The organism is Sphingomonas sediminicola (assembly GCF_014489515.1).
Taxonomy (GTDB): Bacteria; Pseudomonadota; Alphaproteobacteria; order Sphingomonadales; family Sphingomonadaceae; genus Sphingomicrobium; species Sphingomicrobium sediminicola.
Genome location: NZ_CP060782.1, coordinates 1841431 through 1863211 on the forward strand (window position 1 = coordinate 1841431; position 21781 = coordinate 1863211).

The 21781-nt window shown below is 63.5% G+C and carries 18 protein-coding genes and 2 pseudogenes; 4 read left to right on the forward strand and 16 right to left on the reverse strand.

Annotation, left to right across the window (positions count from 1 at the left end):
* Nucleotides 1-165: 165 nt before the first annotated feature.
* Nucleotides 166-1476: a pyruvate dehydrogenase complex dihydrolipoamide acetyltransferase gene (locus H9L14_RS10010; RefSeq protein WP_187707984.1), complete on the reverse strand. Its 1311-nt coding sequence runs from the start codon at nucleotides 1474-1476 to the stop codon at nucleotides 166-168.
* Nucleotides 1477-1601: 125 nt separating this feature from the next.
* Between H9L14_RS10010 and H9L14_RS10015 the strand changes: the two genes are divergently transcribed.
* The gene (locus tag H9L14_RS10015; RefSeq protein WP_187707985.1) at nucleotides 1602-2075 is read left to right on the forward strand and encodes a universal stress protein; all 474 of its coding nucleotides are present in this window, start codon (nucleotides 1602-1604) and stop codon (nucleotides 2073-2075) included.
* Here the strand turns inward: H9L14_RS10015 and H9L14_RS10020 are convergent.
* From H9L14_RS10020 to H9L14_RS10030, 3 genes and pseudogenes are all read right to left on the reverse strand, one after another.
* Nucleotides 2072-2551 (reverse strand): GAF domain-containing protein, encoded by a 480-nt coding sequence (locus H9L14_RS10020; protein ID WP_187707986.1) that lies wholly within the window; start codon nucleotides 2549-2551, stop codon nucleotides 2072-2074. The two genes, H9L14_RS10015 and H9L14_RS10020, sit on opposite strands and share 4 nt — an antisense overlap.
* Complete coding sequence (gene arfB / locus H9L14_RS10025; protein ID WP_246444074.1) at nucleotides 2551-2961, reverse strand: alternative ribosome rescue aminoacyl-tRNA hydrolase ArfB; 411 nt, start codon at nucleotides 2959-2961, stop codon at nucleotides 2551-2553. Before arfB ends, H9L14_RS10020 begins: the two co-directional genes overlap by 1 nt.
* A pseudogene (locus H9L14_RS10030) lies at nucleotides 2951-3597 on the reverse strand (RluA family pseudouridine synthase). Before H9L14_RS10030 ends, arfB begins: the two are co-directional and overlap by 11 nt.
* 174 nt (nucleotides 3598-3771) lie before the next feature.
* On the opposite strand from H9L14_RS10030, the gene ctrA reads away from it, so the two are divergent.
* Nucleotides 3772-4485, forward strand: coding sequence for a response regulator transcription factor CtrA (gene ctrA, locus H9L14_RS10035; RefSeq protein WP_187707988.1), 714 nt, complete (start codon nucleotides 3772-3774; stop codon nucleotides 4483-4485).
* Nucleotides 4486-4546: 61 nt separating this feature from the next.
* Here the strand turns inward: ctrA and H9L14_RS10040 are convergent, their stop codons facing one another.
* From H9L14_RS10040 to H9L14_RS10050, 3 genes are all read right to left on the reverse strand, one after another.
* Complete coding sequence (locus tag H9L14_RS10040) at nucleotides 4547-5029, reverse strand: hypothetical protein (protein ID WP_187707989.1); 483 nt, start codon at nucleotides 5027-5029, stop codon at nucleotides 4547-4549.
* Between the two features lie 441 nt (nucleotides 5030-5470).
* Nucleotides 5471-6289, reverse strand: a complete 819-nt coding sequence (locus H9L14_RS10045; RefSeq protein WP_187707990.1) for an arginyltransferase — start codon at nucleotides 6287-6289, stop codon at nucleotides 5471-5473.
* 131 nt (nucleotides 6290-6420) lie between these two features.
* A complete protein-coding gene (locus H9L14_RS10050) occupies nucleotides 6421-7662 on the reverse strand; it encodes a threonine ammonia-lyase (RefSeq protein ID WP_187707991.1) in 1242 nt (413 codons plus the stop codon).
* A gap of 43 nt (nucleotides 7663-7705) precedes the next feature.
* On the opposite strand from H9L14_RS10050, the gene H9L14_RS10055 reads away from it, so the two are divergent.
* A complete protein-coding gene (locus H9L14_RS10055) occupies nucleotides 7706-9391 on the forward strand; it encodes an amidohydrolase (protein ID WP_187707992.1) in 1686 nt (561 codons plus the stop codon).
* Here H9L14_RS10055 and H9L14_RS15945 read toward each other — a convergent pair.
* Nucleotides 9360-10493: a protein-disulfide reductase DsbD family protein gene (locus H9L14_RS15945; protein ID WP_246444075.1), complete on the reverse strand. Its 1134-nt coding sequence runs from the start codon at nucleotides 10491-10493 to the stop codon at nucleotides 9360-9362. The genes H9L14_RS10055 and H9L14_RS15945 overlap by 32 nt on opposite strands.
* A 52-nt stretch (nucleotides 10494-10545) precedes the next feature.
* On the reverse strand, nucleotides 10546-11340 hold the full coding sequence (locus tag H9L14_RS15950) for a protein-disulfide reductase DsbD domain-containing protein (protein WP_246444076.1): 795 nt from the start codon (nucleotides 11338-11340) through the stop codon (nucleotides 10546-10548).
* 111 nt (nucleotides 11341-11451) lie between these two features.
* On the opposite strand from H9L14_RS15950, the gene sppA reads away from it, so the two are divergent.
* Nucleotides 11452-13311 carry a signal peptide peptidase SppA gene (gene sppA / locus H9L14_RS10065; RefSeq protein WP_187707993.1) on the forward strand — a complete coding sequence of 620 codons (1860 nt, stop codon included), beginning with the start codon at nucleotides 11452-11454 and terminating at the stop codon, nucleotides 13309-13311.
* Between the two features lie 5 nt (nucleotides 13312-13316).
* Here the strand turns inward: sppA and H9L14_RS10070 are convergent, their stop codons facing one another.
* The 7 genes and pseudogenes from H9L14_RS10070 to H9L14_RS10100 all read right to left on the reverse strand — a co-directional run bounded on the left by H9L14_RS10070 (nucleotide 13317) and on the right by H9L14_RS10100 (nucleotide 21728).
* Nucleotides 13317-14012: a PepSY domain-containing protein gene (locus H9L14_RS10070; protein WP_187707994.1), complete on the reverse strand. Its 696-nt coding sequence runs from the start codon at nucleotides 14010-14012 to the stop codon at nucleotides 13317-13319.
* Between the two features lie 18 nt (nucleotides 14013-14030).
* Complete coding sequence (locus H9L14_RS10075; RefSeq protein ID WP_187707995.1) at nucleotides 14031-14663, reverse strand: hypothetical protein; 633 nt, start codon at nucleotides 14661-14663, stop codon at nucleotides 14031-14033.
* 60 nt (nucleotides 14664-14723) lie between these two features.
* Entirely contained in the window at nucleotides 14724-16115 is a 1392-nt protein-coding gene (gene lpdA / locus H9L14_RS10080) for a dihydrolipoyl dehydrogenase (protein ID WP_187707996.1), read from the reverse strand.
* A 67-nt stretch (nucleotides 16116-16182) separates the two neighbouring features.
* On the reverse strand, nucleotides 16183-17511 hold the full coding sequence (gene odhB, locus H9L14_RS10085; RefSeq protein WP_187707997.1) for a 2-oxoglutarate dehydrogenase complex dihydrolipoyllysine-residue succinyltransferase: 1329 nt from the start codon (nucleotides 17509-17511) through the stop codon (nucleotides 16183-16185).
* An 11-nt stretch (nucleotides 17512-17522) separates the two neighbouring features.
* A pseudogene (locus H9L14_RS10090) lies at nucleotides 17523-20341 on the reverse strand (2-oxoglutarate dehydrogenase E1 component).
* Complete coding sequence (gene sucD, locus H9L14_RS10095) at nucleotides 20341-21231, reverse strand: succinate--CoA ligase subunit alpha (RefSeq protein ID WP_187707998.1); 891 nt, start codon at nucleotides 21229-21231, stop codon at nucleotides 20341-20343. Before sucD ends, H9L14_RS10090 begins: the two are co-directional and overlap by 1 nt.
* Nucleotides 21228-21728 carry a hypothetical protein gene (locus tag H9L14_RS10100; protein WP_187707999.1) on the reverse strand — a complete coding sequence of 167 codons (501 nt, stop codon included), beginning with the start codon at nucleotides 21726-21728 and terminating at the stop codon, nucleotides 21228-21230. Before H9L14_RS10100 ends, sucD begins: the two co-directional genes overlap by 4 nt.
* Nucleotides 21729-21781: the final 53 nt, after the last annotated feature.

Below are 21781 nucleotides of genomic sequence, written 5' to 3' on the forward strand. Positions count from 1 at the left end.
GTCCCCACCCCGCCCAGCTATGAAGCCAGCCACCTTCCTGACCGCCGAGCGTAAGCGGAAGCACGAATGCCAGGATTCCGCCGAGAAGAAGTGCAGTCATCCACTTCATAAAATGGCCCCTCACCTATCACCATCCTAACCTGTTTAGGGCCCGGCAACAGGAGGTCAGGCGAGCATGCCCAAGGGGTTCTCGACCAGCCGCTTGAAGGCCTGCATCAGCTTGGCCCCATCTGCGCCGTCGATGGCGCGGTGATCGAAACTCCCGGTCGCAGACATCACCGACGCGATCCGAAGGCTGTCGTTGATGACATAGGGCCGCTTCTCGCCCGCACCTATGGCCATGATCATGCCCTGCGGCGGATTGATGACGGCTTCGAACTGCTTGATGCCGTACATGCCCATGTTGGACAGGCTGGCGGTGCCGCCCTGATATTCTTGCGGCTGGAGCTTGCCTTCTTTCGCCCGGCCCGCGAGGTCCTTCATCTCGGTCGAGATTGCGGAAACGCTCTTGGTGTCGGCGCCGACGATGATCGGCGTGATCAGGCCGGCCGGGATTGAGACGGCTACCGAAATGTCGGCGCGGCTGTACTTGAGCAGCTGGTCGCCCGCGAAGCTGACGTTGCACTCCGGCACTTCGATCAGCGCCTGAGCGAGTGCCTTGATGAGGAGGTCGTTGACCGACAGCTTTACGCCACGGCTTTCGAGGCCCGCGTTGAGTTCGCCGCGGAGCTTCAGAAGCGCATCGAGCTGGATATCCACGGTCAGGTAGATGTGCGGGATCTGCTGCTTCGATTCCGTCAGGCGGCGAGCGATCGTCTTGCGGATATTCGAAAGCTTTATCGCCTCGTGCGGGATCGCCTGCTCGATGACACCCGGGAGCACTGCATGGGTCGCAAGCACGGGTGCGGCAGCAGGCGCCCCGGCCGGCGCCGCAGCGGGAGCCTTGCCGACGGCGGCGTCAATGTCCGCACGCACGATGCGCCCGCCCGGGCCCGTGCCCTGAAGCACGTTCAGATCGATGTTCTGGGCCTGCGCAAGCCGGCGGGCCAGCGGAGACGCCTTTACGCGGTCGCCTTCGGCGCGCGGCGCGGCTGCGGGCTGTGGCGGAGTCTCAACGGGTGCCTGTTCGGGGGCGCTTTTTGGCGTTGCATCGGGCTTGGGAGCCGGCGCTGCCGCCTTGGGAGCTTCCACCGGAGCCGTGTCGGCCTTGGGAGCCGCTGCCGAAACGTCCTCGCCCTCGCCTGCCAGAATCGCGATCGGAGCGCCGACCTTCACGCCATCCGTACCCTCGGGAACCAGGATCTTCGCGATCTTGCCTTCATCGACGGCTTCGAACTCCATCGTCGCCTTGTCGGTCTCGATTTCGGCGAGAATGTCTCCGGACTTTACCTCGTCACCCTCTTTCACGAGCCATTTGGCGAGCGTGCCCTCTTCCATCGTCGGGGACAGGGCGGGCATTTTGAGTTCGGTCGGCATGAGCGTCTTTCCGCTTGGACAGGCTCGCGGGCACAAAGCCAATGCGGCGGTCGGGGTCAAGTGGGCGACAGCCGTTTGCGATGCCGCTTGCGCTGAACGACGGATTAACGCAGCACTTGTTCCGCATGGGGGAGAGCGAGCCCAAACGCACTTATCTCGTCGTCATCGACGACAGCCCGGAGGCGCGCGTCGCCCTCCGGTTCGCGGCGCGTCGAGCGATAAAGACCGATGGACTCGTGGAAGTGCTGGCGATCGTCGAGCCGCAGGATTTCGTTCAGTGGGGCGGAGTCCAGGCAGCCATCGAGGAAGAGCAGAAACTGCGGATCGAGGGGATCGTCAGCGGCGCCGTCGGCGAGATCATGGACGAGTCGGGCCTGAAACCCTCGATCGTGATCCGAAGCGGCGAACCGACGAAGGTCGTCCGGGAGTATGTCGGCGAGCGCACGGAAGTTGCTGCGCTCGTCCTGGGAGCCGCTCCGGCCGGAAACCCCGGGCCGCTGGTCGCTCATTTCACGGGTAGCGATGCGGGCAAGCTGCCGTGCCCGGTTATGATCATTCCCGGCTCGCTCGACGACGAGCGGCTCGAACAGCTGAGCTAAAGTATCTTCGCGAGCAGGTCGCAGACCGCGACGCAGCCCGCTTCGTCCTCTTCGGTGAATTGTGATGGGTTCGGGCTGTCAAGGTCGAGAACCGCGATCAGCTTCCCGTCGCGAACGATCGGAACGACCAGCTCGCTTACAGAGGCGGCATCGCAGGCAATGTGGCCGGGGAAAGCGTGGACGTCTTCAACTCGCTGGACCTCCTGTGTTGCAGCCGCCGCGCCGCACACGCCTGTGCCGAACGGAATGCGGATGCAAGCCGGGCGTCCCTGGAAGGGTCCGAGCACCAGTTCGCCATCGACGTTACGGTAGAATCCTGCCCAGTTGAGGTCGGGCAGAGTCTCCCAAATCAAAGCCGCGACATTGGCCATGTTGGCGACGCTATCCGGTTCTCCGGTCGTCAACCCATCGACGGCCGAGAGCAGGTCCCGGTACATGACGGTCTTGTCGGCCGTTTCGATCTTGAAATCGTACATCAGTCGAACTGCACCTTTCCGCGCGTCTGCTTCACCGCGCTGCGCTGCTTCTTCTTGTCGACGCGCTGGGCCTTTGCGGCCCTGCTGGGACGCGTTGGCTTCCGCTTCGCCTGGACGATATGGGCAGCGGCAATCATTTCCGCCAGACGCCGGCGCGCATCCTGCCGGTTGGCGTCCTGCGTGCGGTACTTGCGCGCCGTGATCAGCAATTCGCCAGCGCCGGTCACCTTGCTGCCCGCAATCCGCTTCAGCCGCTCGTAAGCATCCGGATGCAGTCCAAGCCGAAAAAGGTCGACGCGGAGCTGAACCGCCGTCGCTACCTTATTGACGTTCTGCCCGCCCGGGCCAGTCGCGGCGAGGAAACTCTCGCTCAGAGCATCTTCGGGGATGACGACATCCTCAGGCTTCACTGCCCCATTCCCCGAAATAGTCCGGAAGCGGCGCGCTGACGTCGATCGCCGGTTTCTTCTCGCGCGGAACGAAGAGCCGCGACGCGTGAAGAAGCATCGGCCCGCCGGGCACGCCATAAACGCGGTCGCCGACGATGCCCCGGCCGAAGGCCTCGCGCGCGTGCACGCGCAGTTGATGGGTACGCCCCGTCACCGGCCGGAACTCGATCAGCGTGTGGCCGTCACGAACCGAGATTTTCCGCCAGTTGGTCACGGCCTTATCGCCCTTGGGATCGGCGACCATCCGCCATCCCGCCTTCTCGCTCGATTTCTTGCCGAGCGGGAGATCGATTGTGCCCTCGTCCTGATCGACCTCGCCATCGACGACCGCGAGATAATATTTTTCGACCTGGCGTGCTTCGAACGCCTTCTGAAGTGACGACCGTGCCTTGGGCGAACGCGCGAGAAGCAGGCAACCCGACGTATCCTGATCCAGCCGGTGCATCGGCGTCGGCGGCCGTTGAAAACCCTGCTTCAATTCATTGAGCCGTCCGGCAACGCTGTCGCCCCTCTGCGTGGGGTATCCACTGGCAGGCCCGCGGGCTTGTCGATCACCATCGTTTCGGCGTCGATGAAAAGGATAAGCTGGTCGAGCATCAACGGCCTCTTAGCCGTCTGTGACTCCTGCGCAACGATTCCGAGGGAATCCAGCGCGTTACACATTATTAACCTTTTGCCTTCAGACATCGAATGGTTAATGACCGCTTCAAGGCCGTTAAGAGAGCGTAACGCTTGGCTCTCTCTCAGGCTGAACGGTGGGGGGAAATTCAGATGCGCGTGCTGCTGATCGAGGACGAGCCGACGACCGCCAAGAGCATTGAGCTCATGCTGGGGACGGAAGGCTTCAACGTTTACACAACCGATCTTGGGGAAGAAGGCCTCGATCTCGGCAAGCTCTATGATTACGACATCATCCTTCTCGACCTGAACCTGCCGGACATGCACGGCTACGACGTGCTGAAGAAGCTCCGCACGGCGAAGGTCGGCACCCCGGTCCTGATTCTCTCGGGCATCGGCGAAATGGATTCCAAGGTCCGTGCGCTCGGTTTCGGCGCTGACGACTACGTCACCAAGCCGTTCCACCGCGATGAGCTGGTCGCCCGCATTCATGCGATCGTGCGCCGCTCGAAGGGCCATTCGCAATCGGTCATCCGCACCGGCAAGCTGGCCGTGAACCTCGACGCCAAGACGGTCGAGGTCGACAGTGCCCGCGTGCACCTGACCGGCAAGGAATATGCGATGCTGGAGCTGCTTTCGCTCCGCAAGGGCACGACGCTGACCAAGGAAATGTTCCTGAACCACCTTTACGGCGGCATGGACGAGCCCGAACTCAAGATCATCGACGTGTTCATCTGCAAGCTCCGCAAGAAACTGAGCCTTGCTTGCGGCGGCGCCAACTACATCGAGACCGTCTGGGGCCGCGGCTACGTGCTTCGCGATCCGGACTCCGAAGAGGTGGATCCGCCTGCGGCGGCGGTAGCGTAACAAACTTTCCTGGGGGTGGGTGAAGAGGCGGGGCGCCGAAAATGCGCTCCGCCTTTTTCATTCAGGCGATCCGCTTCAGCCCGTGCAGGCGGACCGCCCTACCCTCTTCGCAGACAGGCGCCCCGACCAGCCGCATCCAACGGCGTCCATCCGTTACCGAATTGATTTCCACATCCAGCGTGAAACCGCGGCGATGCTTGATCGCATGTGCCCGCAATCGCTCCATCGCGGCTCGCGATTCTTCGCAGTAGAGCGCCACGATTTCGTCGCGGCTAATCTTCGCATTACGAGGCAGGCCGAAGATGTCATAGACCCCGCCCGACCAGATCAGGCTGTTGTTGGACAGATCGCATTCCCAGAGGCCGGCGTGATGAAGCGCGAGCGTTCCCACCTGCGCCGGCTCAATGATGTCAGTGACGGCGCTGCTTAGGACGCAGCCAAGGTCGAAATGGCGCGCCTGCTCGAAAATCGGCCAGCTATGGTGGAGAGCCAGCGGCTCCGTGCGCTTCAACTTCGAGGCTCGCCTGTCCTGGGTTCGGCCCATTCACTAGGCCGAACGGGTTAACAGCCACTTGCGGAAAAGCCCCGCGCACGGACCTTAACTCGACCAAGCAGTAACAGCGCGAGAGTTCAGTCCGTTCTGGACGATTTGAGGCGTTGATCAGCAGGCGCTTGCACTCGCCGCGGATGCGCGGCAGCTCTTCATACCTGCTTCGACCAGCGACGTAGAAGCACACCGGTCAAGACTAAGGTCGATCCGAGTCCGATGAAAACCAAATTGAAAAGCACGAATTGGCTGTCCGAGACTGGCTGACCCGTGTTCTTATCCGGAAACGGTATTCCGAAGATGAAATGGGCTATCGAGAATCCTAAGCCGAACAAGAGGAAGACTGATCCAACGTCGACAAATCGACGGGACAATCGCAAGCCTTTCGATCGAGCAAATCCGAAGTACTCTAACAGATCGAAAATCAGGAGCCCCTCTTCAGGCGTTGATCAGCAGGCGCTTGCGTTCGCCGCGGATCGGGAGCGACAGCTGCTCGGGAAGCGCATTGGCCACTTCCGCTTCGGCCTCTTCCATCCGCCGCCACCCGTCACGACCCAGCCGTTCGAGCGGGCGGAAGCGCGTCTTGTAGGCCATGCGCGGCGACCCCTCGACCCAGTAGCCGAGATAGACATAGGGCAGGCTCGCCCTCGCCGCGCGGATAATGTGATCGAGGATAATGTACGTGCCGAGGCCTTTGCGAGATCCCGGTCCGACATCAAAGAAGCTGTAGATCATCGACAGGCCGTCACCCTGCTGGTCAGACAGACAGGCGCCGACCAACTTGCCAGGCCTCCCGCCCTTCGACGGCTCGCGATATTCGACGAGGTAGGTGCGGACAGGTGTCTGCTCGACCATGTCGGCAAAGTCGCTCTCGTCCATTTCGGCCATGCCCCCACCCGGATGACGGATCTCCAGATAACGCTGCAGCAACTCGTACTGCTCCTGTGTCGTCCAGGGCTTGCAGGCGGTGACCTCGAGATCGGCATGCTTGCGCAGCATCTTGCGCTGCGTCGCATTGGGCGTGAATTCCGCTGCAAGCACGCGCACCGACACGCATGCGGAGCAATCGATGCAGCTTGGACGATAAGCGACCGACTGGCTGCGGCGGAATCCAATCCGCCCGAGCGCTTCGTTGAGCTCGCCGGCATGGCGGCCCGACAATTCCGTAAAGACCTTCCGCTCGACCTTGCCCGGCAAATACGGACACGGCGACGGATTGGTCACGAAGAACTTCGGGAACCGGAACGGTGCGCTCAAGCGGACTCGCCTCCCAGATGGTTACGCAACACTTTATGCGACTGGTAAACGTCGATGAAAAGAGTTTGCCCTCGAAAAGAGGGTTAACGATAGCGCTGTCCGGAGTGGGAAACTCGGTGAATTAACGCAGGTTAGTCGAGAGACGCCCGTTCAACGTCGAAACCCGCGGATTCCAGCCGTTTCACGACATCATCGATCGCTTCGGCGTCCCTCGCCTCACACTCGACTTCGATCACTGTGTCCTTCGCAGGGAGGCGTGTGAAAATGCGGCTGTGGTTGATCTCGATGATATTGACGCCCGCTTCGTGAAACTTGGCAGTGATCGCGGCCAACGCTCCAGGACGGTCCTGGGCGGCGACGCGAAGCCGCGCAATGCGACCGCAACGGACGAGGTCGCGTACCAGAACATTGGCGAGCAAATGCGTGTCGATGTTCCCGCCGCAAAGCACCGTGCCGACCTTCTTGCCGGCATAACGCTTCGGGTCTCCAAGCATCGCTGCCAGCCCTGCGGCGCCCGCCCCTTCGACAACGCTCTTTTCGATGGCGACCAGCATTGCAACCGCTCGCTCGAGATCCCGCTCCTCGACAAGCCGGACCTCGACTCCGAGGTCTTTCAGGATTCTGCTCGTCAGCTCGCCAGGCTTCTTGACTGCGATGCCTTCCGCGAGCGTGTCGCCGCCGGACGGCATGTTGCAGCCCTCGATCGAGCATTTCATCGAGGGATAAAGCTCCGCCTCGACCCCAATCAACTCGATGTCCGGTTTCAAAGCGCGGGCGGCAATGCCGATGCCCGACATGATCCCGCCTCCGCCAATCGGGATTACCAACGTGTCGAGCCCAGGCGCGTCCTCGAGCATTTCCAGCGCGATCGTGCCCTGGCCCGCAATGATCTGCCGGTCGTCGAACGCGTGGATAAACACGAAGCCCTCTTCGGCTTCCAGCTCGCGCGCCTTCACGAAGGCGTCGTCGACACTGGTTCCGTGAAGGATGACCTTCGCGCCGTGGCCTTCGGTCTGGGTCACTTTGATCGTCGGGGTCGACACCGGCATGACGATCGTCACCGGAATGCCTAGCCTCTTGCCATGATAGGCGACCGCTTGTGCGTGATTGCCCGCCGACGCAGCGATGACTCCGCGCGCCCTTTCTTCGGGAGTAAGCTGCAGCAGTTTGTTGAGCGCGCCGCGTTCCTTGTACGCCGCGGTGAACTGCAGATTCTCGAACTTCAGCCAGACCTCGGCACCAATGATCTCGCTGAGCGTGCGGCTCTTGAGCATCGGGGTGCGCACGACGGCGCCTTCGATGCGCTCGGCGGCGGCGCGGATGTCATCGATGGTGGGAGGCTGAACGCTTGAGGCCTGCAACATGGGCCGCATCGCTAGACCTTCCGCGCCTTCGGAACAATGCTATGCCGCGCTGATGCGCAAAGCCCTTCTCGCCGCGCTCGCGGTGCTCCTGTCCTCACCGGCGCTCGCCGACACCCTCATCGACAACGCCCGCGGGATTCAGGTCGGACCGGATGGCCAATTGCAGCGGTTCAGGGCGCTGGTCGTCAACGACAAGGGCAAGGTCGTGCAGGTCCTTCGGGACGAACAGGATGCGGTCATGCCGATCGCGCGGCGCGTCGATGTCGGCGGGCGCACTCTCCTGCCAGGTCTGATCGATGCGCACGGCCATGTGGTAGATTCGCCGGGCGGCGACATGGGGCTGGGTCTGATGATCCTCCAGCTCGACCTTAACGGCACGTCGTCGATCGCCGACCTGCAAAAAAGGCTGGCGGCCTACGCCAAGGCCAATCCTGGGACAGGCTGGATAGTTGGACGCGGCTGGAACCAAGAGTTGTGGCCGGACAAACGGTTTCCAACGGCCGCCGACCTGGATGCCGTGGTTCCGGGCCGCCCCGTCATGCTCGCGCGAGTGGACGGGCATGCAGTGATAGCCAATTCGGCTGCGCTCAAGACTGCCGGAGTCACGTCCGCCGCCCGCGATCCTCAGGGCGGGAAGATCGAGCGCGGCGCGAAGTCTGAGCCCACGGGCCTTCTCGTCGACAACGCGATCGCACTTGTCGCCAGCCATGTTCCTCAGCCGACCACGGAAATGATGGATCGCGGGCTGGAGGCAGCACAGGAATTCCTGCTCTCGAATGGAATCACGGCTGTTGCCGATATGGGCACGGCGAGAAGCAGCTGGGACGCGATGCAGCGCCTGGGCGCCGCAGGAAAGCTTCGAATGCGGATCATAGCCTATGCCGACGGCTCGCAGCCGCTTGCGAACGAACGCCCGACCGAATGGCAATATGACGACCGGCTGCGGATGGTCGGTTTCAAGCTTTACGCCGATGGAGCGCTTGGGTCGCGCGGGGCATGGCTGAAGCTTCCCTATGCCGACAAGCCGGACACGAGCGGACTGCAGTTCCTCAAGAATGCAGAGCTCTTGGCGAAAGCCGATGAAGCGGCGAGCCGCGGCTTCCAAATCGCGGTTCACGCGATCGGTGATGCCGCCAACGCTCAGGTCATCTCCGCCTACGAGCAGCTTTCGAGAAACTACGGCAAAGATCGGCGCTGGCGGATCGAGCATTTTCAGATTGCGGATCCGGCCGACATCCCGCGCCTGGCGCCTGCGGGGATCATCGCCTCGATGCAGCCGACCCACCAAACCAGCGACCGGCTCATGGCTGAAAAGCGTCTCGGACCGGATCGTCTCAGGGGCGCTTATGCGTGGCAGTCGGTAATCAAGTCCGGCGCGCGGATCGCCTTCGGTTCCGACTTCCCTGTGGAATCGCCCAACCCTTTCCCAGGACTTTCCGCTGCGGTCAGCCGTCAGGACATAAACGGCCAGCCGCAAGGTGGATGGATTCCGGAAGAGCGCGTCAGCTTTGAGCAGGCCTTATCGGGCTTCACTCGAGACGCTGCCTATGCGGGATTTGCAGAGCAGAAGATCGGCGCGCTTGAGCCCGGCAAATGGGCCGACTTCATTATTGTCGACCGCGACATCAGTGCTTCCGATCCGCAGGACCTCGCTCGGACACAGGTCCTGGAAACCTGGGTCGCGGGGAAAAAGGTCTGGTCGCGCGCTAGCGGCGAGGCTGGCGAGCGCGGGAAATGAGCATCGACGGCGTAAGAATCTGAGGCAGTTCCTCGGCATCGCGGCCGGGTTCGTACCAAAGGTAAAGCGGCACCCCCGCGCGGCCTCGGTTCTCCAGGAATCGCGTGATCTCCGGATCGCCGTTGGTCCAGTCGCCTACCAAAGTCTCCACGCCAGCCGCCTTGAACGCGTCCTGCACTTCCGCGCGGTCGATCGCAGCCGCCTCGTTTGCTTTGCACGTCAGGCACCAGTCGGCGGTGAAATAGACGAATACGGGTTTTCCCTGCTTGAGCTCGTCGACGACCGCCTGCTCGCTCCATTTCGCGGCGCCTGCAGGGACGCTCGTTCCGCTAACCGACCGAGCAGGTATGAGCGCGACAAACGTCCCTGCGGCCGCAATCAGGAGCAGGCCAACGAGCCATGCTCCCATCTTCTGCTCTCGCTGCATCTTCCCGATGAAAAGCAGAGATCCAACGACGACGAAGATTGCCCCGGCCGCGAGCCAGAGCCCTTGTGTGCCGGTCTGACGATATAGCAGCCACACGCAGGCAAGGGCCGTGAGGGCCATCGGAATGGACAGGATGCGCTGGAACTTCTGCATCCAAGGTCCCGGCTTTGGCAGCAGCTTCCTGAGTGACGGAGCGAACGCCACCAGCAGGAACGGCAGCGCGAGCCCAAAGCCGAGTGCAGCAAAGACGAGCACCGCGCCTTCGATTGGCAGAAGCAGCGCCGTTCCCAGCGCGGCGCCCAGGAATGGTCCAGCGCAGGGTGTTGCGACAAAAGCCGCCAGCGCGCCGGTCGCGAATCCGCCTGCCGGCTGCATCCGACCTCCGAGCACTGGCAATTCAAACAGGCCCGCGAGGTTTGCCGTGATTGCCGTCGCCAGAAGCAGGAGCAGCATAACTGTCCGCGGGTCCTGCAGCTGGAACGCCCAGCCCGCCTCCGCTCCAGCAGCACGGATGGCTAGCAGGGCGACGCCCAACGCTCCCGTGCCGACGATCGCGCCCAGAGTGTAGGCAAGCGCATCCCGCCTCGCCTCGCGTTCGTGCCCGCCGCTTTTCGCGAGGTGCAAAGCCTTGAGCGCGAGGATCGGAAAGACGCACGGCATCAGATTGAGGAGCAATCCGCCTGCGATCGCGCCGAGTACCGCCCAAAGAATTGCGTTCGTGCCGGTCTCACCGAGCGCCCGTCCCCCGTCGGCACGTCGCCGGGCACGGCGTGCAACTCCAGCCCTTGCCGTCTCCGAGAGCCAGCACACCCGCGAAGTCCTTCGGCTCGCCCGACCGGCGCGGCAGCTCGGCAATCAGCAGGTCATCCAGCCGCCGGAAGTGCTGCCTGGCCGCATAATCCACCGGGCCGTCAGCCGCAGGGAACAGATAAGGCTCCTCAACCGCGACGTCCCGCGGCAGCGGCACGGCCACGCGCAGCTTGTCGCCGGCGATCTCGAATTTGGCCGGAGTCACCAGCGCGCGCGGGAGTGCTCGACGCCATTCGTCGAACTGTGCCCGATAGTCTGGCGGGCCGGTTCCGACGACCACTTCGGTCGCCATCGTCCCGTTTTCCGGAACGCAAATCTTGTCGGTGCAGGCGAGCCAGAGCGCGCTCGCGCGCACCGGAATCACGCCTTTCGCGTCCTTCGGGACTTTCAGCCGGACGAGCACGGCATAATCATGTTCGTAGACGTAGTTCATGATGCCAGCGATGCTCAGCCGGCCCGGCACCGGATAGCGCAACGGCCCGACCGAATAGCCTGGCGGGAGCTCCCATTTGACCGACATCGGCAGGCCGGCGTCGCCCGGGTTGAGCCAGTAACCGTGCCAGCCCGGCTGCGTCCGCATCTCGATCGCAAGCTCGACCTCGCCACCGGGCTGTACCGGACCTTCGGCGACGAGTTGCGGCTCGATTCCGCGCGCCTGCGCAATCGCCGGAGCGAACAGGAGCATGAGCAGGATCAGCAGGCGCCGGACCATCACCCAATCCGGTACAGACGAACCGCTTGAGTGCAAGTGTTGCGAGGAGTCGCAATGGTTCGGCTTCTCGGCTAGCAATTGAGCCGTGATTTAATTCGGAGATTTGGTCGAATGCGCTTCGCTAGGGCAATCTGGAAGCTGTTGGTCGGCGTCAAGGACGTCCTCGTCCTGATCTTCATGCTGATGTTCTTCGGTCTGCTCTACACCGGGCTGTCGGCAAAGCCGACGCCGGTCTCGGACGGAGTACTTGCGCTCGATCTCAACGGCGCCGTGGTCGAACAACCTTCCAAGGCCCAGCTCTCGGAAGTCTTCGCTGGAGGCGACCGCGCCCAGGAATATCGCCTTCGCGACCTGCTCGCCGTGCTGAGGAGCGCGAAGTCCGATGACCGCGTGAAAGCGGTCGCGCTCGATCTCGACGGCTTCACCGGGGGCGGTCAGACGACCCTTACGGACTTGTCCAACGCGATCCGCGACGTCCGCCAGTCCGGCAAGCCCGTGCTCGCCTACGCGACCGGCTACACCGACGACGGTTACCAGCTCGCTTCAGCGGCATCCGAAATCTGGCTGAACCCGCTCGGCCTGGTCGGGATCACTGGCCCCGGAGGACAGCGGCTTTACTACAAGGGCCTGCTCGACAAGCTTGGCGTCAATGCGCACGTCTATCGCGTCGGCACTTACAAGGCGGCCGTAGAGCCCTTCATCCGCAACGACATGTCGCCAGAAGCGGAGCAGAACGCCCAGGCGCTCGGCAATGCACTTCTCGAAACCTGGCTCGAGGGCGTTTCCAAGAACCGGCCCAAGGCGCAGGTTGCCTCCTACATCCGCGATACCGCTGGTGCGGTGCAGGCGGCCGGCGGAGATCTCGCGAAGGCCGCACTCAACGCCGGGCTCGTCGACAAGCTGGCCGAACGTCAGGACTTCGAGAAGCGCCTCGCCCAGCTGGGCGGCGAGGACGACAACTCCCTTGGCGGATACAAGAGAATCAAGCTGGCCGATTATGCGCGCGACGCACTCAGTGAAATGAAGCGTGGCCCGATCGGAGTCGTCACCGTCGCCGGCATGATCGTCGACGGCAAGGCTTCCCCCGGAACTGCGGGCGGCGACAGCATTGCGCAGCTGATCGAAAGCGGTCTGGCCGATAACGACCTCAAAGCTCTTGTCGTGCGTGTCGACAGCCCCGGCGGCTCGGTCCTCGCGTCCGAGCGCATCCGGCAGGCGATCCTCGAAGCCAAGCGTCGCAAGCTCCCCGTCGTCGTATCGATGGGCAGCGTCGCGGCGTCGGGCGGCTACTGGGTCTCCACCCCGGCCGACTTCATCTACGCCGAGCCGTCGACCATCACCGGCTCGATCGGCGTGTTCGGGATCCTCCCAAGCTTCGAAGGCACTCGCGCCAAGCTTGGTCTCGGCGCCGACGGCATCAAGACGACCCCGCTCTCGGGTGAGCCGGACGTCTGGAACGGCCCATCACCCGAGGCGGAAGAGCTTCTGCAGACCGGTGTCGATTCCATCTACGGCCGCTTCCTCGGCATCGTCGCCCAGTCGCGGCGCAAGTCTCCCCAGGAAATCGACCGCATCGCGCAGGGCCGGGTCTGGGACGGCGGAACGGCCCACCAGATCGGACTCGTCGACGGTTTCGGGGGAATGGACGAGGCTATCGCCAAGGCCGCCCAGCTCGCAAAGCTCGGCGACGAACGCGGTGTCACCTATTTGGAGCGCCCGCCGAGCTTCAAGGAGCAGCTGCTGGAAATGCTCGCCTCGCAGGACCGCGACGAAGGCGCCTCGCCGGCTGACGGCTTCGCTTTCCTCGGCAATGGCCAACTGAGGCTTGCGGAAGCGATGGCTGACCTCCGCTCGATCCTCGCAGGGCCGAGCATCCAGGTCCGCTGCCTCGAATGCCCGTCTGTCGCTCCGGCTCGTGTCGAAAAGCGGGACGTGGGCTTCCTGGCGGCGCTGAGCGACTGGCTGTTTTGAGGCTCTCAGCCCCGACCGTTTGACGCCGCCTTCCGGCGCCGGATCGTCATGGGCAGGACAATGGTGCCGAGAACGGCCATCGCCAGCGCGACGATGCCGAAGCCGATCACGAACGGATTGTGTGTATCCTCGCGGGTCTGCGGGTCCATGATGTGGAGACCCCACATCAGGTCGTAGAAGCGCCACCAGCGGGTCCGCGTCGCCGCGACCTGGCCGGTGCTCGAGTCGACGTAGAAGCGCGTTCCGTCATCCATCTCGATCTTCCACGCGTCGATAGGGCGGCGAAGGTCGAGCGGCGGATTGTCGGCGCTCGTGCGCGTGACGAACTGCACCCTGGCCTTGCCGGTATAGCGGGCCTCGACTTCGCGCGTCGCATCGCTCGCCGAGAGCGCGGGCAAAAGCAGACCTGTCTTGGGATCTGCGATCCGCGTCTTGCCGTCGGGTAGCTTGATAACCCAGCGCGGACCGTCTGCTCTCTGCTCAAGCGTCAGCGAAGACAGCGGAACGCCGGCAACCATCGGCGGGATCGGCGTTCCTGCCAGCCTGATCGGCTCCGCTTCCCGAAGCAATCCGCTCCCACGCACATCCTCGATCGGCCGGGCGACCATGATGAGCCCGGACACCACCCACAGGAGCATAGGAATTGCGGCAACCCAGCCCAGCCAGATGTGCCAGCGCCGAAACTGGACGCGAAGTTTCACTCATTTGTCCTTCTGCTGTTAGCCGAACCGGGCGATGCATTGGCGCATGACTTCCGTCGGCGGCCCGGCCTTGACGATCTTTGCAAGCGCCTTGTGCCGCTGATCTTGCTGAGCCTTTAAGTCGGCTCCTCCCCGTTGGCGCATTCCGGCTCCGAGAACCGGGTCGAGCTTCATGCTGAGCGCATGATAGGGCGCGAGCTCATTGTCATATTCGCCACCCTCCTCGAGCGCGGAGCGAATGAAATCCGCCAGCTCGTAACATCCGAGCTGCGCCTGGAACCGATCCGCAGGAAGCTCCACCTTTCTAAGGGCGGTCGCCGGGAAGGCCGCCTTGCAAGCGGGGACGAGCTCCTGCCATTTCCCCGCGATGATCCGGCCTTGAAGCTCCGTCATCTTCTTCTGGACCGCGCTCGCGGTTTCCGTGGAGAAGCTGTCCCCGGCCGAACCCGCAAGAAGCGGATAATGAAGAATTCGCTCCATCGACTCAAAGGACAGGGGCGCTTTGACATCGGACGTCCCGGCACGAGCCTCGGCGGCACCAACCACGCCGCACGTCGCGGCCCGATCCACCGGTTGCGACGGCAACTCGAGAGTCTTCGGTCCGCATGAGGTGAGCAGAAGCGCGCCCGCCAGGAACAACCGTATCATCATGCCAATGCATTACAGGGTGATCGGCGCCCCGGCCACAGCCGAGGCTAGACTTAGATCCGGCTAGATGTGGATCGGTTTCCCGGTCACCGCCATCGCCGCTTCCTTCAGCGCTTCGCTGTGCGTCGGGTGGGCGTGGCAGGTGTAGGCTATGTCTTCTGACGTCGCGCCGAATTCCATGGCCTGCGCGGCTTGGGCGACCATCGTCCCGGCAACCGAGGCGATCATCCAAACCCCGAGCACGCGGTCCGTCTTCGCGTCGGCGATGACCTTCACGAAGCCGTCGGGCTCGTGGTTCGTCTTGGCGCGGCTGTTGGCGAGCATCGGGAACTTGCCCACCTTCACGTCGCCATGCTCGCGCGCCTGCGCTTCGGTCAGTCCCACGCCCGCGATTTCCGGCATCGTGTAAACGACGCTCGGGATCACATCGTGGTTCACGATGCCGGTCAGGCCCGCGATGTTCTCCGCGACCGCAATGCCCTCGTCCTCGGCCTTGTGCGCGAGCATCGGGCCGGGGATCACGTCGCCGATCGCCCAGACGCTTGGGACGGACGTGCGGAACTCGTGATCGGTCTCGATCTGGCCGCGCTGGTTGACTTGCAGACCTGCCTTGTCGAGCGCGAGGCCTTCAGTGTTCGGCCGGCGTCCGATCGACACCAGTACCGCGTCCGCCTCGATCGTCTCGGCTGCGCCGCCCTTGGCGGGCTCGACTGTGAGCGTGGCTTTGCCGCCGTCCACCTTCACTCCGGTGACCTTGGTGCCGAGCCGGAACTCGATGCCCTGCTTCTTGAAGATCTTGTTCGCTTCCTTGCGGACGTCGTCGTCGAAGCCGGGCAGTATCTGGTCGAGGAACTCGACACAGGTGACCTTGGCGCCGACGCGCCGCCACACGCTGCCGAGCTCCAGCCCGATCACCCCGCCGCCGATGACAACCAGGTGATCCGGGACCTTCTCCAGCTCCAGCGCGCCGGTCGACGAAACGACGATCTTCTCATCGATCTCGACGCCCGGGAGCGGAGTGACGGACGAGCCCGTGGCAATGACGATGTTCTTGGCGCGGACGGTGCGGTCGCCGACCTTGACCGTGTCGGCGCTCTCAAAGCTGGCGCGGCCCTTCAGCCATTCGACCTTGTTCTTCTTGAACAGGAATTCGATACCGCCGGTCAGGCTCTTCACTGCGTCAAGGCGCTGGGCGTGCATAGCGGGAAGGTCGAGTTCGGGCGTGACCTTGATGCCCATCTTGGCCATCGCCCCGTTCGCCGCCGCGTCGAAATATTCGGACGCGTGGAGAAGCGCCTTCGACGGGATGCAGCCGACGTTGAGGCAGGTGCCGCCGAGCGTCTCGCGGCTTTCGGCACATGCGGTCTTGAGGCCCAGCTGCGCGGCGCGGATCGCGGCAACATAACCGCCGGGGCCGGCGCCGATCACCAGCACGTCGAAGTCGAAATCAGCCATCTATTCCTCGGAAAGTTCGTGGGCGCCACTTAGGGACGCCAGGCGCTTCTGACCAGTGCCGGGTCTTCTACAGGTCGATGAGCAGGCGCGTCGGATCCTCGATCGCTTCCTTGACGCGGACGAGGAAGGTAACCGCCTCGCGGCCGTCGATCAGGCGATGGTCGTAGCTGAGCGCCAGGTACATCATCGGCTTGGCCACGATCTGGCCGTCCTTGACCACCGGCCGCTCCTCGATCCGGTGCATGCCAAGCACCGCCGACTGCGGCGGGTTGATAATCGGCGTCGACAGCAGCGAACCGAACACGCCACCGTTCGAAATGGTGAAGGTGCCGCCGGTCATGTCATCGACGGTCAGCGTGCCTTCTTTCGCCCGCTTGCCGAAGTCGGCGATCGTCTTCTCGATCTCGGCGAAGCTCATGCGGTCCGCATTGCGGACGACCGGGACGACGAGCCCCTTTGGCGCCGAGACGGCGACCGAAACGTCGAGATAGTCGTGGTAGACGATCTCATCGCCTTCGATGCTCGCGTTTACCGACGGAATGTCCTTCGCGGCGAGTGCAACCGCCTTCACGAAGAAGCCCATGAAGCCGAGCCGGATGCCGTGCTTCTTTTCGAACAAATCCTTGTAGCGAGCGCGGGCGTCGATGACCGCCGACATGTCGACGTCGTTGAACGTCGTTAGCAACGCCGCGGTGTTCTGCGCTTCCTTCAGGCGGTGCGCGATCGTCTGGCGCAGGCGCGTCATCTTCACGCGCTCTTCGCGACGCTCGCCGGCCGGCGCAGCTTTGGCTGCCGGCTGCGGCGCCGCAGCGGGTGCAGGCGTTGGTGCCTGAGCGGGAGCGCGTGCTTCCGGTTCGTGAACGGGACCGCCCGCCTTCTGCGCCTCGGCGGCGGCGAGAACGTCGTCCTTCGTCAGACGACCATCCTTGCCGGTGCCCCGGATCTTGCTCGGATCGACATGATGTTCGAGCACCGCGCGGCGAACCGCCGGGGACAACGTCGTAATCTGGTCGCCCTCGCCATTGCCATTGCCCGTCGGCTCGGGCGCATGCTCGGACCCGCGCAGCTGCGGATTCTCGCCGGCGCCCGCCGGATTGGTCGTCGCAGCCGCGGCTTCTGCGGCTGGAGCGGCCGCGGGTGCGGCTACAGAGGCAGACGCATTCTCGTCGATCCGCGCGATGGTTGCGCCGACCTCGACCGTGTCGCCCTCATTCACCAGCGTTTCCGCAAGCACGCCGGCCGTTGGCGATGGAACGTCGACGCTGACCTTGTCGGTCTCGAGAGTCGCGATCGGCTCGTCCGCGGCGACTGCTTCGCCCGGCTTCTTCAGCCACTGCGCGAGCGTGCCTTCGGTGATCGACTCTCCGAGCGCGGGAACTTTGACCTCAGTCGCCATCGATGATTCCTTTATGCCCGACGCGCCGAAGGCTGGGCCTCGGCAGGGCTGCTATGGCCGAGTGCGGCCGCAATCAAGTTTGCCTGCTCCGCCGCGTGGCGCTTGGCGAGGCCGGTCGCGGGGGAAGCCGAGGGGTCGCGGCCCGCATAAAGCGGCCGCATGCCCCTGAAACCAGTATCGGCAAGGCACTGTTCCAACAGCTCTTCGACGAAGAACCAGGCGCCGTTGTTCTTCGGCTCTTCCTGCGCCCAAACGAGCGTTTCCAGCTTGGGCATGGCCTTGAGACGCTTGACCAAAGGCTCGGACGGGAATGGATAGAGCTGCTCGATCCGGACAATCTCGGTCGTCGGGTCTCCCGCGGCGTCGCGAGCGTCGAGAAGCTCGTAGGCAAGCTTGCCCGAGCAGAGGACGAGCCGGGTCGTCTCGCCTTCTTTAGGTGGGCGAAGGTCGCTGACAATCCGGCGGAAATGGCTTTCGCCGGTGAAGTCGGCGAGGCTCGAAACCGCCAGCTTATGTCGAAGCAGCGACTTTGGCGTCATCATGATTAAAGGCTTGCGGAAATCGCGAAGCATCTGTCGACGCAGGATGTGGAAGTAGTTCGCGGGTGTCGTACAGTTGGCGACCTGCAGATTGTCTTCCGCACAGAGCTGCAAATAGCGCTCGAGGCGAGCCGAGCTGTGTTCCGGCCCCTGTCCCTCGAAGCCATGCGGCAGGAGCATGACCAGGCCGCTCGCACGCAGCCATTTGGCTTCGCCGCTGGCAATGAACTGGTCGATGATCGTCTGTGCGCCGTTCGCGAAATCGCCGAACTGCGCTTCCCAGCAAACGAGCGTGCGCGGGTCGGCAAGCGAATAGCCGTACTCGAAGCCGAGAACACCGAACTCGGACAGCGGTGAGTCGCGAACCTCAAACCGGCCGCCATCAACGTGGGTCAGCGGGATGTATTTCGCTCCCGTCTCCTGGTCGACCCAAACGGCATGCCGCTGGCTGAAGGTGCCGCGGCCGCTGTCCTGCCCCGATAGGCGGACGTTGTGGTCCTCCGCAATCAGGCTTCCAAACGCCAGCGCCTCGGCGGTCGCCCAGTCGAAACCCTCGCCGGTCTCGAACATCGCTTTCTTCGCATCGAGGATGCGCTGGAGCGTCTTGTGGATGTGCACGCCCCCGGGAACCGTAGTCAGCACATTGCCGACGCGCCGAAGCTCGTCCTCGGAAATGGCGGTAGGTGTGTTGCGCCTACCGAGGACCGGTTCGCCCGGAAGCTTGAGGCCGCTCCACCGCCCCTCGAACCAGTCCGCCTTGTTCGGAACGTAGCTGCCGGCCGCCTGGAACTCCTGCTCCAAATGATCGGTGTAGGCCTTGGTGTGCTGGTCGATCCAGCCCTGGTCGACCACGCCCTGCTCTATCAGCCGCTGGCCGTAGATTTGCGAAATCGGAGGATGATTGCGGATTTCAGCATACATCAGCGGCTGGGTGAAGCTCGGCTCGTCGCCCTCGTTGTGGCCGAAGCGGCGATAGCACCACATATCGATCACGATGTCGCGGCCGAAGGTCTGTCGGAATTCGGTCGCCAGCTTGCAGACGAAGGTCACCGCTTCCGGATCATCGCCGTTGACGTGGAGTATCGCCGCCTGGACCGACTTCGCGACGTCCGAAGGGTAAGGCGAGGAACGCGCGAACTGCGGGCTGGTGGTGAAGCCGACCTGATTGTTGATGATGAAATGGATGGTGCCGCCGGTGCCGTATCCGGGAAGGCCGGAAAAGGCGAGGCACTCGGCAACGATACCCTGCCCGCGAACGCGGCGTCGCCATGCAGGAGGACCGGAAGCACGGTCTTGCCGTGCTTGTCCTCCCTGATGGTCATCACGGCGCGCACCTTGCCGAGCACGACCGGGTCGACCGCCTCGAGGTGCGACGGGTTCGGAAGCAGCGACAGATGCACCTTGTTGCCATCGAACTCGCGGTCCGACGAGGTGCCGAGGTGGTACTTCACGTCGCCCGACCCGCCGACGTCCGCCGGGTTGGTCGCGCCGCCCGCGAACTCGTGGAAAATCGCGCGGTACGGCTTGCCCATTACGTTGGACAGGATGTTGAGCCGGCCGCGGTGTGCCATGCCGACGTCGATCTCGGTTACGCCGTACTGGCCGCCATATTTGATGACCGCTTCAAGCGCAGGAACCGCGCTCTCGCCGCCATCGAGCCCGAATCTTTTCGTGCCGACATATTTGCGCGCGAGAAACTTTTCCCATTGCTCGGCTTCGATCACCTTGCCGAGGATCGATCGCTTGCCCTCGGGGGTGAACTGGATCTCGGCGTTCTTGCCCTCGATGCGATCCTGGATAAAGCGGCGCTCCTCCAGGTCGTTGATATGCATATATTCGACGCCGACCGTGCCGCAGTAATTCGCCTGCAGCACCTTCACGAGCTCACGCACTGTGGCGCGCTCGAAGCCTAAAGTCCCACCGATCCAGATCGGGCGGTCGAGGTCGTTCGGGCCGAAACCGTGATATTCGGGCGTCAGGTCGGCCGGCAGCTCCTGCCGGTGGAGTCCAAGCGGGTCGAGCTTCGCCGCGAGGTGGCCGCGCACTCGGTATGTGCGGATCAGCATCATCGCCCGGATCGAGTCTTCGGAAGCGCGACGCACCGCATCCGCGTCAGCCGCCGGAGCAGCAGCTACGGCCTTCTCGGTCGCTGCTTTCTTGAATGCCTCGATCGTGGCCTCAGTGGGATCCAGGCCGAGGTTAATGTCGTCCAGCTCGGACACGGGCCAGTTTGGCCGCGCCCAGCTTGGGCCCGGTTCGCGTTCGAACAGGATCGGTTTGTCATCGGACATTATGCGTATGCTGCCAGAAGCTCTTTCAGGGTCGTTCCGAGCTCAGATGGGCTGGGGCTGACGGTAATTCCAGCCGCTTCCATTGCCGCGATCTTGCTTTCCGCGTCGCCCTTCCCGCCCGAGACGATGGCCCCGGCATGGCCCATGCGACGTCCGGGAGGCGCCGTGCGGCCGGCGATGAAGCCGACGACCGGCTTCTTGCGGCCGCGCTTTGCCTCATCGGCAAGGAACTGCGCGGCGTCTTCTTCGGCGCTTCCACCGATCTCGCCGATCATTATGATCGACTTCGTCTCATCGTCAGCGAGGAACATCTCGAGCACATCGATGAACTCGGTGCCCTTCACAGGATCGCCCCCGATTCCGACGGCCGTCGACTGGCCGAGGCCCTCGTTGGTCGTCTGGAACACCGCTTCGTAGGTGAGCGTGCCCGAACGGCTGACAACGCCGACGCTGCCCTTCTTGAAGATGTTGCCCGGCATGATGCCGATCTTGCATTCACCCGGGGTCAGCACGCCAGGGCAGTTCGGGCCGATCAGCCGCGACTTCGAGCCATCGAGCGCCCGCTTCACCCGGACCATGTCGAGCACCGGAATGCCCTCGGTGATGGTGACGATCAGCGGCACCTCGGCGTCGATCGCCTCGAGGATCGAGTCCGCCGCGAATGGGGGCGGGACATAGATGACCGACGCGTCGGCACCGGTCTTCTGGACCGCCTCCCTCACGGTATCGAACACCGGCAGGCCGAGATGCTCGGACCCACCCTTACCCGGGGTGACGCCGCCAACCATCTGAGTGCCATAATCGAGCGCCTGACGCGTGTGGAACGTGCCGGTTTCGCCCGTCATCCCCTGAGTGATGACCTTCGTATTGCGATCGACAAGAATGCTCATTGGGTACGCGGGACCTCCGCCTGATTATCTCTTAGCCAATTGACCTGCAGGATCGTGTACCCGCCGGCCCGTGTTGCGAGCGCCCTGTAGCCCGCTGTTTCGTCCAGCCACTCGACCGACTTGTACGAGCCCGCCGATGGCGCTCCGCCGCGAAGCCGCGTCTCCACGGCCGCCGAAGCTGGCCTGAGGACGAGGTTCTGCGAGGCAACTCCACAAATCCTGGGGCTGTATCCGCGTTCCGTGAAGCTCAGCGAATATAGATAGGCATCGTCCGACCCGTTGATTTTCCAGACCTGGGCCGCGATGGGCTTGCCGAGGCGGCTGCGCAGTTCATTCGGGAGCGCAGAATAGTCGATCCGAGTGACTGAGCCATCCGCCGCCCGTGCGCTGCCGTCGAGACAGGCTGAAATGAACAGGTTCGGAAGCTGGTCGGGCGTGACGAGAGCCTGGGCCGCTGCGGTGTTCGATAGAGCGACAGCTGCAAGTGAAATCATCATCTTGGACCTCCCTCTACATACTTGGGACGGCCTGTATCTCCGCCCAAACCCAC